The following is a 17,619-nucleotide window of genomic DNA, read 5'->3' as shown; positions in this document are numbered from 1 at the left end:
GCAATGAGCACCATCACCAGCATCAACGAACCCGCAGTCCAGGGCCGGCGTTCCGCCACGCAGGTTCTCGAAACCGCAGAACCAGTTACCGGGCCGGGTACCGCCGTGACTCCCGCTTCGGCGACCCCCACCTCCGCGACCCGGCCCACCGCCGTCGTTATGCCTACGGAAGCTGGCATCACGGCAACGGGCAGTGGAAAACCGAGTGCCTTCCGCCGGATTGCCGGCAAGGTAGTTAAGGGCATCGGCGTGGGCATGCTGGTCCTTGCCGCCGTGGTGTTCCTCTTCCTGGCGATCGGGCCGCGTATCTTCGGCTACCAAACATCAACCATGCTCACCGGTTCCATGGCCCCGCTGATCAACCCGGGCGACGTCGTCGTCACGACCCCGACCCCCGTCAGGGACATCAAGGTAGGAGACGTCATCACCTACCACATCCCCGTCGAAGACCAACGGGTGGAAACCCACCGCATTACCGAGATCACCACCACCGCCGACGGCGGCGTCGCCGTCCAAACCAAAGGCGACGCCAACAACGGCATTGACCCCTGGATCGCCACCCTCCAAGGCAAAACCGTGGACAAGCAAGTCGCCACCATCCCCTACGTCGGCAACGCCATCCGCGCCCTCCGGGAACCCTTCGTCATGAACACCCTCATGTACGCCGCCCCCGCCATCCTGGTCATCGGAATGCTCGCCTCCATCTGGACCAAAGATCCCAAAAAGTCAGCGCCGGAAGGTGCCGCAGCTCCCCAGGCTTCCAGTGGTGAGTGAGGATCCGGGCCCCGCCCCGCAGGCGATGATTCTGGAACCTTGCAGGCTGCAAGCGCTGGCTGATGAGTTGGGAGACTCAACACCTGCGCTCCGTTTTCTCTCCACCTACCTGTCCATGCTGCCTGAACGGATTCTCAGCATCTCCAGTGGCCTGTGCGAGCACGACGTCAACGCGAGCATGGATGCCATCCTGAGCTTGAAGATTTCCTCGGCCATGGTCGGCGCCCTGGACACCGAAGACCAGTGCCGGGCCATCGAACGGATGATCCGGGAAGACCACTTCGACTCGGCTGTCCAGGCATTCCCGGCTCTTCAAAACTCTACGGACCGCTGCCTCGCTGCCGGACCTCAGTTATTGGGGAAGGCTCGGGAGGCGCTCTGCTCGAGGTCCCGGTCGCCCTTTTAGGGTCCGGCGGTTATCGTATTGTTCAAAGCCCAACCGGCACACTGGTCTCTGCTGTCTTGACCTCATGCGGTACAAGAAACAGCGCGGCTACTGCCAATACGCCTGCAGCAGCGAACACATAGAAGCCGGCAGGGTAGGCAATGTTTGCGGCAACCAAGGTCCCAGTCACTGCAGGTCCTACGATCGCACCGAGCCTGCCCACCCCCGCAGCGAAGCCCAGGGCGGTTCCGCGGAGGCGGGACGGGAACAGCTGGCTAACCCAGGCGTAGACCAGCACCTGCGAGCTGAAGACAAAGACTCCCGTGACAAACACGGCAGCGTTGAGCAGGAACTCGTTCTGGATCTTGAAGCTCAGAATGGCAAGGAACACGGCCGAGAGGCCGAACCACATCAGCACGATCTTCTTGGTCCCATGCTTGTCGGCCAGGATTCCGGCCAGGAAAAGGCCCGCGACGGCGCCGAGGTTCAGGACCAACAGCAGTGTCAGCCCAGTGCTGACGGGGTATCCGGCGGCGGCCATTAGCTGCGGTAACCACGTGTTCAGTCCGTAAACCAGCAGCAGCCCCATGAACGACGCGATGCCAATGCCCACGGCAACCAGCGGATACGGCTTCTGCAGGAGGTCGCGGAACCCGGTCTTTGGCTTTGTGCCCGTTGAATGCTCGACGGCGGTTGGTGCCGTTGCGGGTTCACTCGCCTTCAGTTCGTTGGTCTTGGCCGGGCCGGTCTTGGCGGAGGCTGCATCGGGGAGCGATTCCGGCAGCTTGACCCACAGGAAGGGCAGGAGCAGCAGCCCGGCTACACCGCCGATGATAAACATGAGTCGCCAGTTCGGAACGATGAAAATGGCAAGGAGTGCCGTTGCTACCGCGCCAACGTGATAACCGGTCATGGTTCGAGTGGTGGACTTGCCCGCAGATCCGGCTGGTGCGTAGTCGTTGATGTATGCCAAGGCCGCGGGGAGGCAGGCGCCCAACCCGAGCCCGGCCAGCATGCGAAGCAGCGAGAAGACGGCGACGTTCGGCGCGAAGGCGACTCCTATGGTGAAGAGCGAGAAGCTTGCCACGCAGGCGATCAGCAGTTTACGGCGTCCGAACTTGTCGGAAAGCGGTGCGATAAAGAGGGCGCCAAGGCCCACGCCCACCAAGGAAATGGTGGCGGCGAAGGTGGCTCCGACGGCGTCGAAGCCCAGCTCACCGGTCTTGATGAGTGTCGGGATGACGGTGCCCAGGACCACCAGGTCGAAGCCGTCCAGGACCATGGCCAGCCAACAGAGCCAGACGGGCCATTGGGAGCGGCGGGCAGATGACATCGTTGGCATAGCGTCCTCGGTACTTCTTGGTGGTTGGTGCCGACCACAGAACGTTCGGTCAGTCATGAGAGTTGTATCACCGCATGATGTTGCCCGGCACACGTTTTACCATTGAATGGAAGATGGTTCGCCGACAAATCAGGAGTGCATGTGGCCAACTCAGCATCAGGCGATTCTGTGGTGGACCGCGTTGTACGGGTCATCGAAGCTTTTCCGGAAGGCGTCATCACGCTGCAACTGAGCGAGCTGTCCGACCGTGCCGGACTCCCGTTGTCATCAGCTCATCGCTTGGTGCGGCAACTTTCCGAGCATGGGCTCCTGGATCTTGGGGCCGGCGGGACTGTTCGTTTGGGACTGCGCTTGTGGGAGCTCGTCAACCGGAATTCGCCTACGTTGGCTCTCCGGCAGGCAGCCATGCCCTTCATGGAGGACATCCAGCAGGTCCTCAACCAGAATGTGAACCTCGCCGTACTTGATGGATGGGAAGCGCTTTTTGTTGAGCGGCTTTCGCGGCGGGGATCGGTAGCCAACCGGGCACGGATCGCCGGGCGGATGCCTGTCCATATTTCCTCGGCGGGGCTGGCCCTGATGTCACATCAGCCGCGGGAGCTGCAGGCGGAGTACCTCGAGCAGTTCGCGGACCAATCGGGAAAAGTGACTGCCGACGTCGTGCGTCATTTCTTGGCGGAGGCAGCTCAGCAGGGGTACGCGCAACTGGCTGGTGTGGTGGACCCGGACACGTGGGGAATTGCCGTGCCGGTGATGAACGGTAAGCGCCGCACAGTGGCGGCGCTCGGAGTGGTGGTTCCTCTTGCGGAGATGCGGTTGCAGGCTCTGGTGCCCGCACTGCAGACTGCGGCTAGGGGGATCGGCCGCCAACTGGGGGACTAAGTCCTTCCATTGAATGGAAGTGCTGTAACGACAGTCACGCTACGCGGGTCACACTGATGTCAGATTCGTCCCGCTTCGGAGCAAGCAGGGATCCGCAACGAAGCGAGGATAAACATGGCACGAACATCAGTTACCACCCAAGTCGCCATCATGGGAGCAGGTCCCGCAGGCCTGATGCTCTCCCACTTGCTGGCAAAACAGGGAATCGAATCCGTGGTGGTGGAGATCCGCAGTCGGAAGCAGATTCAGGAAACAGTCCGTGCCGGTATCCTCGAGCACGGCACCGTAAACCTGTTGGTTGACTCGGGTGTCTCGGACCGGGTGCTGCGAGAGGGCGACCGGCACGATGGCATCGAATTGCGCTTCAACGGCGAGAGTCACCGCATCAACTTCAAGGAACTGGTGGGGGAATCCGTGTGGCTATATCCGCAGACGGACGTCTTCATGGATCTTGCCGCGAAGCGGGAGGCCGACGGCGGCGACGTTCGGTACAGCGTCACCAACACCACTGTGCACGATCTTGAAGGCAAGCCCAAGGTCTGGTTCACCGACGCCGATGGCCAAGACTTTGAAATTCAGGCCGACTTCGTGGTGGGCGCCGACGGGTCGCGCAGCCATTGCCGCTTCCAGATCCCTGAAGCCAACCGCAAGTGGTACTTCCACGAGTACCCATTCGCATGGTTCGGAATCCTCGCTGAGGCCCCCCGCAGCGCCGACGAGCTCATCTATGCCAACTCGGCGAACGGCTTCGCCTTGATCAGCCAGCGCACCGAAACTGTTCAGCGCATGTACTTCCAGTGCGACCCCAAGGAAAACGTTGCCGACTGGGACGACGAACGCATTTGGTCCGAGTTCCGCCAGCGCGTCAACGGCAATGGCTTTGAGCTCAAGGAAGGCCCCGTCCTGGAAAAGATGGTCCTGCCTTTCCGCAGCTTCGTGCACACCCCCATGCGCCACGGCAACCTTTTCCTCGCGGGCGACGCTGCGCACACCGTCCCACCCACCGGCGCCAAGGGGCTCAATCTGGCTATTCACGACGTCAAAGTGCTCTTCGAAGGCCTCGATTCGTTCTACTCGAACGGTTCGACCACCCTGCTCGATTCCTACAGCGAGCGGGCCCTGGACCGTGTGTGGAAGGCCCAGCACTTCTCGTACTGGATGACGTCCATGCTGCACACGGTTCCCGGAGCCGACGACTTTGATCGTGCCCGACAGCTTGGTGAGCTTCACTCTGTGGTGACGTCCGAGCACGCCAAGGCATATCTGGCGGAGTCGTACACAGGCTGGCCGGCTGCACGGTAGCTCTGGTCGCGGCCCTCGGGCCCCCCGACTCACATCAGCCCGGACCACAACACCACATCTTTATGTTCTTTGGGGTGTGTGGTGGTGGTTGCGTCGGGGTGTTTGTTGGGGGTCGAGGTGGGGTGGGGGGATGAACCAGGGGATTCCGGTTGTGATGTTGATGCGCCATTGTTCTTTGTGGATGAGGTGGTGGTGGTGGCTGCAGAGCAGGGTGCCGTTGTGTGTTGATGTGGTGCCGCCGTGGGACCAGTAGGTGGTGTGGTGGGCTTCGCACCAGGGTGCGGGTGTGGTGCAGTCGGGGAAGGTGCAGCCGCCGTCGCGGGCGGTGATGGCTTTGCGGATGTGGGGTGGGAAGATCCGGGTGGTGCGGCCGATGTCCAGGACTTGGGAGTCGGTTCCGAGCAGGACGGGGATGATGTCGGCGTCGCAGGCGATTTTGCGGATGGTGTTTGGGTGGATCGGGCCGGTGAAGGTTGCTGTGCCGGTGCTGAGCCGGTTCCCGGCCGGGCCGGTGCTGAGTCGTTGGTGGTTGTGGTTGTTGAGTCGTTCGAAGAGGTCGCGTTCGTCGATGGTGACGGTGAGTTGGGGTCGGAGTCCGCCGTTGGAGGGCAGTTTCCCGGTGGTCATGGCGAGGGCGCAGGCTCCGACGAGGCCGTTGAGGAGTTTCTGGGCCCGGCTGCGGCGGTCCAGGTCTGCTTTGCCAGGTTTGTCTTCTGGTCCGGTGGGATTGTTGCCGGTGGTGAGTCGTGGGTTGGTGGCGGTGTTCATGGCGGTGGTGAGGGTTTCGTATTGTTCGGCGGTGGCGAAGATTTCGAGGTGGTGGAGTCCGTGGCGGCGTCGGCGGCGGAGGAACGCGCCTTGGAGTTGGCGGAGGACTTCTTCGGACGGTTCGGGGCCGTCCTGGTCGATCCTGTCGGTCCAGCGTTTGGTCATTTTGGTGACGAAGTCCGGGTCGGATTCGAGGGCGGTGGTGGTGAGGGCGTGTTCCATTCGGGTGATGGTGTTCTCATCGGTGAGTTGCCGGACTTGGTCCAGTGCGGTGCTGATGATGGTCGCGGACCGGGACGGCAGGTCTCCCGCGGAGAGGGCGTCGGCCAGTATTTCGCGTCGGGCCGGGATTTGTTGCCCGGCCATTCCCGCCTGGGGAAGGACTTCGGGGGCGAGGGCGAGCCTGCGCCGGGCTTCTCCGATGCTGATCCGCAGCCGGGCCCGAAGGAACTCAGCGGCATTCCGGTACCCGTCATCCAAAGGGTTCACTTTTGAATCAGCAGGCCCTCCTCCGGAACCCGCCCCGAATACGGATCCGGGCCTAGTTACTGGCCCCGGACCGGGCACGGAAACGGCCCCGCTCCTGGAAGCTTCTGCGCTTCTGGAGCGTGCTTCACCAAGGGAATCCGGCGCAACACCGGATCCTGGTCCCACACCGGGTCCTGGCCCTGGTTCTGTCCAACCGGTCCGCCACTCCGGCGCGCCACCCGTGGACCCTAACGACCCAGGTCCTGTTTGCTGTGCTTCTTTCCGGGTCCGTTCGACCGCCTGCGCCGCGACGACCTGCAGGTACTCCAAGGACCGGGAGATCTCTTCGATGCTGCCCGCAAAGTCGGCAGCCTCAACGAACCCAAACAACCGGGCCTCATCGGCAGCTATTGATCTCAGCGCGTCCGCTGCGGCAGCACTCTCAAGGAGCGCCGCTTCCAGTGCCGGCAAACCCGACGGCGAGGATACCGGCGGCAGCGGCTCCGGCCACAAAGAACCCGGCAACTTGCCGGGAGCGGAGACCCTTGGCCAGGGCAACTGCCCGGGCACCTCCTCCTCGGGTGCTGCGTCTTCGGGCGCGGACCAGTCGGGCGCGGACCAGTCGGGCGACCCTGGAGGTACAGACTCTCCGGCATCGGGCACCGACTCGAGTCCAGGAAGTAGCTCAGGAGCCAGTGAGGATTCCGCGTCGGTGCATGCCGCCGTCGGGCATTCATGTGTTGAAAGCCGGGAGAGCGTGTCGAGCGAGGAGGGCGAGACGCGCCTGGGCGCCTCGCTGGCGTCGGACGGACCCGTCCGCCGCGCCGCAACCTGCTCTATGCCTTCCATAACTCAACCCTGACAGGATGGCGCAAAATCCATCAGCTCTCATCGACGCTATGTGGAAAAAGTGAGTCCAAGGCCGGGGTTGTCGAAAGTTCCGGGTTGCAGGACCTAGCGTACAAACATGACTATTGATCCACGTCCCAAATCACCGGTCCGGCAGTTGCGGCTCGTCGTTGAGGCTGAGGACTATGAAGCTGCATTGGCGTTTTTCCGTGACGCCCTGGGCCTGCCCGAGCAGGCTGCTTTCGAAGGAGATGGGGATGCCCGCGTCACTATCCTCGAAGCCGGCCGGGCCACCCTGGAGATTTCCAACCCCGCCCAAGTGCGGCTGATCGACCAGGTGGAGGCCGATGGGCAGCCCAGCGCCAAGATTCGCATCGCCTTCGAAGTGGATGATTCTGCCGCAACCACTAGAGACCTGGTCGAAGCAGGGGGCACCTTGATTGCTGAACCCAGGATGACCCCGTGGAAGTCATTGAATTCGCGACTCGAAGCACCCGCAGGTCTCCAGATAACGCTGTTCCAGGAGCTTGAACCAATCGAGGAACGCAGTTCGAAGCCTGGTGTCAAAAGGCCTTGAGCGGAGGCGGCGCCTAGCCGACGACTCCGTCTTGGTGATCGATGCCCACTTGGTCGACTTTTCTGTGGAAGCGCATGCCGGCCTTGCCGCCGACGATGGCACCGAGGAGGGGGATGATGAGGGCGATGACGAGACCGATGATGCCGCTGGTGGTCATCAGGCTTCCGTCGACGGGTATCTGGGGTGCGCCGTTGAGATTGTCGAGAATGTTGAACTGGCTCCCAGCCACCGCCGCGAGGACTGCCACGATAATGGCGATGATGATGCCCCACAGCCACACGGCGAGCCCCTGCTTGGCCCCGTCGAAACGGGCCATGCGGCCGGCGACGTACCCTCCGCAGTAGTAGGCAAGGAACAAGACCACTGCAAGGACGATTCCACTGACGATGCCCAGGGTTTCCGCGTTCTGCTGAGCCTGGTCCGCCGCTTGGTCGGCGCCGGATGGATTCGCTGCTCCCACGCCTACGCCAATGGCGGTGGCCAGGGCGCTGAGCAGGACGGTCATCCCGATGGCCGTCAGCCAGCCAAAGAAAGCCGAGCCCCATTTGATACCGCCGAAGCGATCCTTTTCCGCCCTGACGACGTCGTTCCTGCGGGCTTCGGGAGTGCTTGAGCCCGCACCGTTTTCATAGACCATGTCAGCTCCTAAGCCGGGTGCCTGAACTTTGGTTAATCAAGCAAAACACCACCCCCGACAAGAAAGCAAGCATGCTTACTAAATTCCCGCATCCCTCAGGAGTCGATTTCCGCCAAACCGCGCTGGACTTTGCCGCTCTCACCCGAAACCTCAAGCAGTTGCAGGGCTCCCGCAGCCGCTGATCCCGGGTCTGCGGCGTACAGGAGCACCCGGTGCCCGGATTCGTCCGGCGGCGTGAGTACCTCGAAGTTCAACTCCAGATACCCCACTTCGGGATGATGCAGGTATTTCACACCGGACATGCAGTTCTCCACCGGGTGCCGGGCCCAGAGCTTCGCAAAATCAGGGCTCTTTAATGTCAGCTCACCAACCAGTGACGCCAGTTCCTGGTCATCAGCGGATTTTCCCGCCACGAGGCGTAAGGACGCGACCGCCCTTCCCGCCTCCTCGGGCCAACGCGTGTACAGCTCACGCGTGTGATCGTCGAGGAATAACAGGCGGGTCATATTGGGACGAGCGGAGGGGGCCTCAGGCGCGTCAAAATCCAGGTGGCCGGCAACGAGCCGATGTCCCAAGGGGTTCCACGCCAACACTTCGCTTCGACGCCCCAAGACCACCGCCGGCGTGCCGGACATGGACTGGATCAACCGCAGTATCCCCGGCCGCACTTTGTCCGGCTTTGCGGGCATACGCCGTTTCGTTTTTCCCGGACGCGCCAAGTTGAAGAGATGCACGCGTTCGTCTTTGCTGAGGTTCAGGGCACGAGCGATTGCATCAATGACAGCTTCTGAGGCGTTGGTGCTCAGTCCCTGCTCCAGTCGTGTGTAATACGTGGTGCTGACCCCGGCCAGCATCGCCAATTCCTCCCGTCGTAGGCCAGGAACGCGCCGGATGCCGTAATTCAGAACGCCCACGTCCTCAGGCTGCAAGGCTGCCCGACGGACGCGAAGGAACTCCCCAAGTTCGCTGTGTGTACCCATACCTTCATTGTTCAGGTAGTCGCCGGGGTTGTCCTGTCACTGCCAGTGGTACCCACGGCGGGGTGTGGTTACGGCTCAAGAAGACGGTCACGCTGAACGCATGCCTACAACCAAACGCATGCCCACAACCAAACTCACGCCAACAACAAATAGAGCCAGCCATCCCCATGTCGATCCAGGACAAAACAAGGCCCCACAAAGCATGACCACCAAGCAACGGCTGGCGCTCATGGTCCTCCTGGCAGCGAGTTTCACGCTGGCCGTCGATTTCTCGATCCTCAACGTCGCGCTGCCCGCAATCGGCTCCGACGTCGGTTTCTCGCTGGAAAACCTACAATGGGTCGCAACGGCTTTTGCGCTGTGTGCCGCAGGCTTCACTTTGCTGTTCGGCCGAGTGGCAGACCTGGCGGGTCGGCGGAGGATGTTCCTGATCGGTATGGCGCTGCTCGGGGCAGCGTCCCTGGCTGGCGGCCTCGCGACTGAACCGGCGTTGCTGCTGCTGGCAAGGGTGGGCCAAGGCATCGCTACGGCGATGGTGATACCGGCGGCCCTGTCATTGTTGCTGGTTTCGTTCCCGGAAGGCCCTCTTCGGGACAAAGCACTCGGGCTCAACGGGTCCCTGATGGCTGCCGGATTCACCACTGGGGCGATCCTGGGTGGGCTGTTGACCGACCTCCTGAGCTGGCGGTGGGCGTTCTTCATCAATGTTCCCGTTGCGGCAGTCGTTCTCCTCATCGCACCCGTTGTCCTCGCCGAATGCCGGGCAACATCCAAGCTCCGGCTGGACATTCCCGGCGCCATCACGGTCACCTTTGGCCTGCTCGCGCTGGTCTTCGGCCTTACGCATGCAGCCGAACACTCCTGGACCCACCCCCTGACGATCGGTGCGCTTGCGGCCGCCGTCGTCCTCTTTGCGGTGTTTGCCAAGGTTGAAAGCCGGGCGCCGCATCCGTTGGTGCCCCTCGGCATCCTCAAGCGTTCGAGCGTAGCGTGGGGCAACCTCGCCGGGCTGCTGGCGTTCCTAACCGAGACGTCGCTGGTGTTCCTGCTGACCCTATACCTGCAGCAGGTCCTCGGCTATACCCCGCTCGGTGCCGGCCTTTCGTTCGCCGTCCTCGGCATGGGCACCGTCCTCGGTGGGATGCTGGGGCCCAAAGTAATCGGGAGGATTGGTGCCAAAAACGCGATCGTCTACGGGTTCGTGGTTCAGGCAGCGGCTACCGGAGCGTTGGTCTTGCTCAGCTCGGACCCGGCCTCCATTGTGCTCCTCCTGGTAGCGACATTCGTTGGGGGTGTCGCCAACCTGGTGGTCATTGTGGGGTTCATGGTTACCGCCACGTCAGGCCTGCCTGACGTAGATCAAGGCATGGCTACAGGCCTGGCTACCATGAGCCAGCAGATCGGCATCACCATGGGCATCCCTGTGATGAGCGCCGTGTTTACCGCTCAGCTGCTCAACCTCGGCGCGAGCGACAGGCCGGCGGTGCTGGCTGCCGCCACCATGGCCATTACGGTGAATGCCGCCCTATGCCTCGCAGCTGCCGTAGCAGTGGCGGCCTTTCTAAAGAAGCCCGTTTGCCAGACCGTCGGTTGAGCGGCCTACCGCCGCAGAAAGGCGCCAAACGCACGACGGCGGAAGGTCGCCGTCGTGCGTTGCTCGTGTTGAGGGCGGAACGCCGAAGCGGCGGTCAAGGCTGCTGCGACGCCGCCGCGGTGGGTTCAAGGTCTTTGAGGGTGAGCAGATGCGAAGGAGCTTGCGGGAACGAAACCGTGGAGGTGACGGAAAGGTCCGGGCCGACGTGAACCAGTTCGCCGGAGGCCATGGGCCGCCAGCCAGGGTTCGGGTCCATGGGTTCGGTGGCGAAGAGGACATGTGGGGAACGGGAAAGCTCAGTACTCTTCGAACGGATCCGATGACTTCGGGCGTCCAGCGGGCCAGATGCAGGGGCCTGCCGTTCAAGCACGTACAACTCGTGGGTGGCCGGGTATCTCAGCGCCCACATGTCCGTTGCGGTGGTCAGGATGAAGTTGAGGCTGAATACGGGGAGTTCCTGAGCCACCCAGTTGATGGCCTCCACTAGGCCGGTCCCAACATCCCCTCCGGCGAGGCGCGTTTCCGCCGTGATGAGTGCGAAAAGGCGTTCGCTGTCCGACTGTCCCAGCACCAGATCCGTCACGCCGAGCTCGTTGAGGCGCTGATCAAGTTGGTCCAAACCGTGGAGAACACCGTTGTGGGCGAACGGCCGCCCGTCCTGCTCGAACGGGTGCGTATTGGCCATGGTGAGCGCGCCGGTGCTGGCGTACCGCACATGGGCCAGGAACGTGGTGCTCTTCAGGTCCCTGGCTTCGCGGGCGAAAGCGTGATCCTCCCACGCCGCCAAAGGCTGTTTGGCTACGTGCGCCCTGCCTGCCGTATCAAACGTACCTATGCCGGCGCCGTCGGGCTCGCGTCGGCTTTGCACAGAGAGGCTGTCCGGGGCATCCAACAACCAGAAGGTGGCGCGCACCGGCCGTGGACCGGCGTGGAGCCCGAAAAGGCGACACATACGGACTTCCCTTCCCGGAGTTAGTGGTGAAAGCCTTCTGACTGCTTGTCCGTGGGCATCGGCGCCGTGAGGCTATCGAGGTAGTCAACTTCCTTCTTGAGGTCAGCCAGGAAGCTGGAGGCGAGGTCACGGGTGAAACCGTTGCGGACCACGATCCTCTGGACTGTGACTTCACTCAACCCATCGGGCAGCGGGTAGGCCGGAACCAGCCACCCGTTCATTCTGAGCCGTTCCGAGAGGTGGTGAAGGTTCCAGTGCTCCGTGTGGCCGTCGCTGAGCTGCCATGCGAATACCGGGATATCTGACCCGTCGCTCCAGAGGGTGAACGCGTCCATCGCCCCGATCTCGCTGGAGAGGTAAAGCGCCACATCCCTGGACGTCGCTTGGACAGACCTGTATCCGGCAAAGCCAAGGCGGAGAAAGAGGTAATACTGCAGAAGCACCTGCGCTCCGGGGCGGGAGAAGTTCAGCGCAAACGTTGGCATGTCCCCGCCGAGGTAGCTGACATGGAAGATCAAGTCCTCAGGGAGTGCTGCAGCGTCCCGCCACACCACCCAGCCCAGGCCCGGGTACACCAGCCCGTACTTGTGGCCTGAGGTGTTGATGGAAGCGACGCGGGGAAGCCGGAAATCCCACACGGTTTCGGGTTGCAGGAACGGTGCCACCATGGCTCCGGAAGCACCGTCCACGTGGATGGGGATGTCCAATCCGCGACGTGCCTGTATATGGTCCAGGGCTTCGGAGATGAGCTCCACCGGTTCGTACTTGCCGGTGTAAGTGACGCCCAAAATGGCGATGACGCCGATGGTGTTCTCGTCCACGTACTTGTCCAGGTCATGGCCGTCCAATGTGGGATGCTCGGTCGAGACCGGGACATAACGGGGCTCCACGTCCCAGTAATTGCAGAACTTCTCCCAGCACACTTGGACGGCGGAGCTGAGGATGAGGTTGGGCTTCTCCGTGGACTTGCCGGCAGCGCGCCGGTCATGTTGCCAGCGTCGCTTCAGGGCCAAACCGCCTAGCATGCAGGCCTCGGAGGACCCGATGGTGGAAGTGCCGATGCTCTTCTCGGGATCCGGCGCATTCCACAGGTCCGCGAGCATTCGCCAGCAGCGCGTTTCAATGAGCGCCGTTTGCGGGTACTCGTCCTTGTCGATCATGTTCTTGTCGAACGTCTCGGCATAAAGCCTGGATGCTTCCGTCTCCATCCATGTCCCGACGAACGTGGCCAGGTTCAGCCGCGAATTGCCGTCCAACATCGCTTCGTCATGGACAACCTGGTAAGCCGTGGCCGGCAACGATTCCCCGTCCGGCAGGGTGAAACGGGGGAAAATGTTGGATTCTCCGGGCCTGCTGAACAAAGGATTGAGTTCGACGGCGGTGTCCGGTTCATGCTGTGACGCTCGGTGGGATCTGCTCATGGGGCAACTCCTTGGGATCGTCCGCTAGCGGCGGGGCGCAACCTGTCCTCGGCACACGCTACCCGGGACCGCCGGCTAACCCAAGCTCCTGAAGCGCTACAAAAAGCGCACGACGGCGGTAGCTCGCCGTCGTGCGCTTTTCCCCCTGATGCCGGTCACGTAGCGGCCGTGAAGTCAGCGCCGGTGAAATCCAGCGCAGGCTGGGGCTAGTCGGGAATCTCCATCTGGAACCCGCATTCATCGCAGTGCAGGACCCTGGTGTTGAGGTACACCTCAAGTTCCGGGTCAACGGTCTGGCCGGTGGCATCGACCATGAGGACGTGTTGCTTCCCGGCCCCCGTATGCATGGGAACTCCGCAGTGAAGGTGATGGTCCCCGAACTGGAGCAGGCCGGGCGGATTCGTCGACGTGTGCAGGACATCCGCGACGTCGGCAACTGTTGCTGCATGGGCAAGGAACGAACCGCATTTTCCGCAGTTGTAGCCCACCTCCACCAATCCGGAGGCGAGGCTGTGATGGGCGCCAATGGTGTCCACCGTGAGGTGCCGACTGCTGCCGCAATGGTGGCACTGAGGAGGGCGCGCGGGGTTTGGGGTAGGAAGTGGGAAGTGTTCTGGCTGAGCAGACATGATGAACCCTTGCGGGTAAGAGAGAGTGGATACCTTTGGGCACAAGTACTAATTTCTCCGCCTCGAGCCTACGGTTGCCGTGGCAGTGTGGCAAGCGCCACTGATTCTCCAATTAGGGCTTGCCAAGCAAACACTAAGCATGCTTATTGTATTGGTGTTCCTTAAAGCCGACGGGTTGACTCGATTCTCCGTTTCGGCATCCGGAAACCATGCCTGGTGATGCAGCCCGCTTGGCAATCCACAGTAAGAGAACCGCATTCCAAGGAGACATCATGCTCGCGAGGGAAAACATTGACCGTTTGATGGGGCTCAACGGAAACGTCCGCACCACCGAAGGTGACAAGGTCGGCTCCATTGGCACGTTCTACACCGACGACGACACGGGTGAACCCACGTGGGTAACCGTGAAAACCGGCCTTTTCGGCAGTTCGGAATCGTTCATTCCGCTGCAGGACGCCACGGTGGAAGGTGACGATGTGGTGGTTCCCTTCAGCAAGGACCACATCAAGGATGCCCCGCGCGTTGCCGAAGACGGGCACCTGGATCCGGGCGAGGAAAGTCGCCTGTACAACCACTATGGACTTGAGGGCAGGGACAGCTTCAGTGGCCATGGCGACTATGCCGGCACCACTACCGGCACTGTCGGGACGACGGGCACTACCGGCACCAGGGATGCAGTGGACACTGATGCCGACTACACCCGCGATGCTGACACCCGCCGCGGCGACGACGCCATGACCAGGTCGGAAGAACAGCTGAACGTGGGTACCGAACGGCAAGCCACCGGTAGGGCACGGCTGCGCAAGTACATCACCACGGAAAACGTCACCACCACGGTGCCGGTAGAGCGCGAAGAAGTCCGTTTGGAGCGCGAACCCATCACGGACGCCAACGCCGGCGACGCCATGTCCGGTCCGGATCTGACCGAGAGCGAACACGAGGTCACCCTGCACGAGGAACGGCCCGTGGTGGAGAAGGAAACCGTTCCTGTTGAGCGCGTTCGCCTCGAAAAGGACACTGTGAGGGACGACGTCAAGGTAGATGAGGAAGTCCGTAAGGAACGCATCGAAACCGAAGGAACCGGCACAGGCGAGACCCGCCGCTAAACGCTGGTTGTGAGGCCCGCTCTGCGCCCCAAAAACTCGGAGGTGTGTGCAGGGCGGGCCTCACAACGGTTGTTTTAGCTATCGCTGACGAACTGGTGATGGGACCATTGGGGTATGGGCGAACAAGAGCAAGCGCAGCCCGCCGTGCCAATCGGCGCAGCGTCGGAAGACAGGGGAGACCCCACCACGCAGCAGATGCGAACCGTCGGACAGCGTCGGCGCGAAGCCGAACGCAAGCTGGACCTCCACTTGGAGGAAGCGAGCCACAAGGGTGAACCGTCTGCTACCGAAGGCGAGGATCATTCCGAAGGGTAGAGCCGCTTGCCTGCGCCGGATGCTTGGGTTTGTGAAGCGGGGTGTCGCTGCTGTGGGCCTCGCCCTGGTGTAGTTGCAGCGCGCTATGAATCAGCGGGAAATGGCTGAACGCCTGCGGGGTGTTGCCGAGATGCCGTTGGGTCCGCGGATCCCATTCCTCACTGAGCAGTCCCACATCGTTGCGCAAGCCAAGCAGTCGCTCAAATAGCTCGGTCGCCTCGCCGGAGCGGCCAATTCCCAGCAGCGCATCCACCAGCCAAAATGAACATGCCAGGAACACGCCTTCATCGCCGGGCAGTCCGTCATGCCCGGACTGGGTGCGATACCGAAGAACCAATCCGTCGTCGGTGAGTCCTTGCTGAATGGCGTCCACTGTTCCTTTAACCCGCGGGTGGCGGTGGGGCAGGAACCCGACGCGCGGAATCAGGAGCAGGCTCGCATCCAATTCCTTGCTGCCATAGGACTGGACGAAGCTGTTGAGTTCATTGTCGAAGCCCTTGGCCATGACATCTGCATGGATTTCGCTGCGGAGGGCAGCCCACCTGTCGGCAGGGCCCGGCAAACCCGACGTCCGGACGGCTTTGACCATTCGGTCCGCAGCCACCCACGCCATCACCTTGGAATGGGTGAAGTGCTGCCTCGGGCCGCGCATTTCCCACAGCCCGTTGTCAGGCTGGTCCCACGCCCCCTCCAGGAATTCCATCAGGGCGACTTGGATATCCCAGGAGCTATCCACTGTGCCATCCGGGGAAGCGGCCCGGGTCAGTGAAAGCCCATCCAACACTTCGCCCCATACGTCCAGTTGAAGCTGTGGAGCGGCCGCGTTTCCGGTACGGACGGGTAGGGAACCTTCGTAACCCGACAACCAGGGAATGTCTGCCTCCGGAAGTCTCCGGGCGCCGTCGAGCCCGTACACAATCTGAAGTTCTGACGGGTCGCCGGCGATAGCGCGCAGCAGCCAGTCGCGCCAGGCTGCCGCCTCTTCCGTGTAGCCGGCGGCGAGGAGTGACTGCAAAGTCAGGGTGGCGTCACGTAGCCAGCAATACCGATAATCCCAGTTGCGGGGCCCGCCGATTTGCTCGGGCAGGGACGTTGTTGCGGCTGCCACAATGCCGCCTGTGGGTGCATACGTGAGTGCTTTGAGGGTGATGAGGGACCGCTCCACCGGTTCTTTGTATTTGCCCCTCATCTCGCTGCGGCCGATCCATTCCAGCCAGAATGACTCCGTCGCCTCAAGGGCATGCAACGGATTGATCCTGCGTGGTGCACGTTCGTGGCTTGGCGCCCAGCGCAGCACGAAGGGAACGCGTTCGCCCGCGCGGACGGTGAACTCGCTGACGGTGCGCTTGTCCCGGCCCTGCAGGGGGGCAAGGGTGGTGAGATAGGCCGAGTCGGGGCCGGCCACTGCGCTGATACCGTGCTCGCTATGCCGGACCCACGGCACCACCCGGCCGTAATCAAAGCGAAGGACCAGCTCCATCTGCATAGTGACCTCGCCGGACACTCCTTCGACGATCCGCACCAGATCCACGGCGTCGTCACGGACGGGCATGAAGTCAATGACCCGGACCGATCCGCCGTCAACTTCCCATTCCGTTTCCAGAATGAGGGTGTCCTCGCGGTATTGGCGTCGCGTGCAGTCGCCGCCGTCCGGTGTCCCGGCGGGAGCCAGCAGCCAGCGGCCGGCGTCTGGGGTGTGCAGCAGCGCGGCGAAGCAGGCAGGGGAGTCGAAGCGCGGCAAGCACATCCAGTCGATGGAACCGCTGCGCCCCACCAGGGCAGCAGTGTTCAAGTCCCCGATGATCGCATAGTCCTCGATCCTGGCCATGAACTCAGCTCCCTCACTCGGCGTCGTCAGCTATGCCTGACCGTACCCCGTTGGCGTGAGCGCCTCCAATGAGACTCGCGCCTCAATCCGAAAGGCGGCTTATTCCTCGCCGGCCCGCAGCCGGTTGAGGCCATCGAGGATCAGGTCCAAGCCGAAGCCAAACTCGTCGCCAAAGTCGTAGCCGGGTTTGAGGACATGCTCGACGGCGATCTCCACCATGCGCGGATACTCACCTGTGGCGAAGCGCTCCATGATGGGGTTGGTGATCTCGGCCGCGGTGTCCCTGCCCTCGAACGGGAGAGCTGCTTCCTGAAGGGCGAAGCCGTAGATGTAGCTGTCCAGCAGGGCGTAGGCGTGGGCTGTCATCTGAACGGAGAAGCCGGCCTCCCTCAGCGTTGCCAACGTTGCTTCATGGTGCCGGAGCGTTGCCGGTCCCGGCGCTGACCGGCTTTCCAGCAGCCCGACTGCCCATGGGTGGCGCCTGAGCGCTGATCGCACTCCGTGAGCCCTCCGCTGCATTTCCCCGCGCCAATCACGCCCCGGCATCGGCGGCTCGATTTCGCTGAAGACCATGTCCACGATCCCATCAAGGATCTCTTCCTTGTTGGCTACGTAGTAGTAAAGCGACATGGGCTTGGTTCCCATGCTCCGGGCAAGCGTGCGGATGGTCAGCGCGCTTAGCCCGGATTCGTCAGCGAGTGCAACTGCGCACTCCAGTACTCGTTCCCTGCTGAGGGGCAGGCGCTGGGATGCTGCGGTGGACACGTGGACTCCTTGTTCGAGTGAAGGGCTCTAGCGGTTTAGTACAGT

Annotated in this window: 17 protein-coding genes; 8 read left to right on the top strand and 9 right to left on the bottom strand. The window is 62.4% G+C overall.

Annotated elements, in window-relative coordinates:
• The first annotated feature begins 3 nt into the window (after positions 1-3).
• Together ACIQTW_RS19325 and ACIQTW_RS19320 are read left to right on the top strand one after the other, a co-directional pair.
• Entirely contained in the window at positions 4-774 is a 771-nt protein-coding gene (locus ACIQTW_RS19325) for a signal peptidase I (RefSeq protein WP_402940350.1), read from the top strand.
• The gene (locus tag ACIQTW_RS19320; RefSeq protein ID WP_402940347.1) at positions 767-1,180 is read left to right on the top strand and encodes an Hpt domain-containing protein; all 414 of its coding nucleotides are present in this window, start codon (positions 767-769) and stop codon (positions 1,178-1,180) included. Before ACIQTW_RS19325 ends, ACIQTW_RS19320 begins: the two co-directional genes overlap by 8 nt.
• A gap of 22 nt (positions 1,181-1,202) precedes the next feature.
• On the opposite strand, the gene ACIQTW_RS19315 is transcribed toward ACIQTW_RS19320, so the two are convergent.
• Entirely contained in the window at positions 1,203-2,501 is a 1,299-nt protein-coding gene (locus tag ACIQTW_RS19315; RefSeq protein ID WP_402940344.1) for an MFS transporter, read from the bottom strand.
• Between the two features lie 141 nt (positions 2,502-2,642).
• Here ACIQTW_RS19315 and ACIQTW_RS19310 point away from each other — a divergent pair, with 141 nt between their 5' ends.
• Together ACIQTW_RS19310 and ACIQTW_RS19305 are read left to right on the top strand one after the other, a co-directional pair.
• Positions 2,643-3,383, top strand: a complete 741-nt coding sequence (locus ACIQTW_RS19310) for an IclR family transcriptional regulator (protein WP_402940342.1) — start codon at positions 2,643-2,645, stop codon at positions 3,381-3,383.
• Between the two features lie 114 nt (positions 3,384-3,497).
• Complete coding sequence (locus tag ACIQTW_RS19305) at positions 3,498-4,685, top strand: 4-hydroxybenzoate 3-monooxygenase (RefSeq protein WP_402940339.1); 1,188 nt, start codon at positions 3,498-3,500, stop codon at positions 4,683-4,685.
• Positions 4,686-4,745: 60 nt separating this feature from the next.
• Here ACIQTW_RS19305 and ACIQTW_RS19300 read toward each other — a convergent pair whose 3' ends face one another.
• On the bottom strand, positions 4,746-6,770 hold the full coding sequence (locus ACIQTW_RS19300) for a DUF222 domain-containing protein (protein WP_402940337.1): 2,025 nt from the start codon (positions 6,768-6,770) through the stop codon (positions 4,746-4,748).
• A 118-nt stretch (positions 6,771-6,888) separates the two neighbouring features.
• Between ACIQTW_RS19300 and ACIQTW_RS19295 the strand changes: the two genes are divergently transcribed.
• A complete protein-coding gene (locus ACIQTW_RS19295) occupies positions 6,889-7,347 on the top strand; it encodes a VOC family protein (protein WP_402940334.1) in 459 nt (152 codons plus the stop codon).
• A 13-nt stretch (positions 7,348-7,360) separates the two neighbouring features.
• Here ACIQTW_RS19295 and ACIQTW_RS19290 read toward each other — a convergent pair whose 3' ends face one another.
• Both ACIQTW_RS19290 and ACIQTW_RS19285 read right to left on the bottom strand, forming a co-directional pair.
• Complete coding sequence (locus tag ACIQTW_RS19290; protein WP_402940331.1) at positions 7,361-7,984, bottom strand: hypothetical protein; 624 nt, start codon at positions 7,982-7,984, stop codon at positions 7,361-7,363.
• Between the two features lie 95 nt (positions 7,985-8,079).
• A complete protein-coding gene (locus ACIQTW_RS19285) occupies positions 8,080-8,964 on the bottom strand; it encodes a helix-turn-helix transcriptional regulator (RefSeq protein ID WP_402940328.1) in 885 nt (294 codons plus the stop codon).
• Positions 8,965-9,166: 202 nt separating this feature from the next.
• On the opposite strand from ACIQTW_RS19285, the gene ACIQTW_RS19280 reads away from it, so the two are divergent.
• Positions 9,167-10,558: an MFS transporter gene (locus ACIQTW_RS19280; protein WP_402940325.1), complete on the top strand. Its 1,392-nt coding sequence runs from the start codon at positions 9,167-9,169 to the stop codon at positions 10,556-10,558.
• A 94-nt stretch (positions 10,559-10,652) separates the two neighbouring features.
• Here ACIQTW_RS19280 and ACIQTW_RS19275 read toward each other — a convergent pair whose 3' ends face one another.
• From ACIQTW_RS19275 to ACIQTW_RS19265, 3 genes are all read right to left on the bottom strand, one after another.
• A complete protein-coding gene (locus tag ACIQTW_RS19275; RefSeq protein ID WP_402940322.1) occupies positions 10,653-11,510 on the bottom strand; it encodes a class II glutamine amidotransferase in 858 nt (285 codons plus the stop codon).
• A 20-nt stretch (positions 11,511-11,530) separates the two neighbouring features.
• The gene (locus ACIQTW_RS19270; RefSeq protein ID WP_402940319.1) at positions 11,531-12,931 is read right to left on the bottom strand and encodes a glutamate decarboxylase; all 1,401 of its coding nucleotides are present in this window, start codon (positions 12,929-12,931) and stop codon (positions 11,531-11,533) included.
• A gap of 206 nt (positions 12,932-13,137) precedes the next feature.
• Positions 13,138-13,467: a hypothetical protein gene (locus ACIQTW_RS19265; RefSeq protein ID WP_402940317.1), complete on the bottom strand. Its 330-nt coding sequence runs from the start codon at positions 13,465-13,467 to the stop codon at positions 13,138-13,140.
• A 365-nt stretch (positions 13,468-13,832) separates the two neighbouring features.
• Between ACIQTW_RS19265 and ACIQTW_RS19260 the strand changes: the two genes are divergently transcribed.
• Positions 13,833-14,666: a PRC and DUF2382 domain-containing protein gene (locus ACIQTW_RS19260; RefSeq protein ID WP_402940314.1), complete on the top strand. Its 834-nt coding sequence runs from the start codon at positions 13,833-13,835 to the stop codon at positions 14,664-14,666.
• A 114-nt stretch (positions 14,667-14,780) separates the two neighbouring features.
• Positions 14,781-14,981 carry a hypothetical protein gene (locus ACIQTW_RS19255; protein ID WP_402940311.1) on the top strand — a complete coding sequence of 67 codons (201 nt, stop codon included), beginning with the start codon at positions 14,781-14,783 and terminating at the stop codon, positions 14,979-14,981.
• Here the strand turns inward: ACIQTW_RS19255 and ACIQTW_RS19250 are convergent.
• Both ACIQTW_RS19250 and ACIQTW_RS19245 read right to left on the bottom strand, forming a co-directional pair.
• Entirely contained in the window at positions 14,950-16,809 is a 1,860-nt protein-coding gene (locus ACIQTW_RS19250; protein WP_402940308.1) for a glycoside hydrolase family 15 protein, read from the bottom strand. The two genes, ACIQTW_RS19255 and ACIQTW_RS19250, sit on opposite strands and share 32 nt — an antisense overlap.
• A gap of 99 nt (positions 16,810-16,908) precedes the next feature.
• The gene (locus ACIQTW_RS19245) at positions 16,909-17,574 is read right to left on the bottom strand and encodes a TetR/AcrR family transcriptional regulator (RefSeq protein ID WP_402940305.1); all 666 of its coding nucleotides are present in this window, start codon (positions 17,572-17,574) and stop codon (positions 16,909-16,911) included.
• Positions 17,575-17,619 lie beyond the last annotated feature (45 nt).

Origin of the sequence: Paenarthrobacter sp. NPDC090517 (genome assembly GCF_044769165.1) — a bacterium.
Classification (GTDB): domain Bacteria; phylum Actinomycetota; class Actinomycetes; order Actinomycetales; family Micrococcaceae; genus Arthrobacter.
Note: the sequence above shows the minus strand (reverse complement) of the source record. Positions and strands in the feature narration are given on the sequence as shown.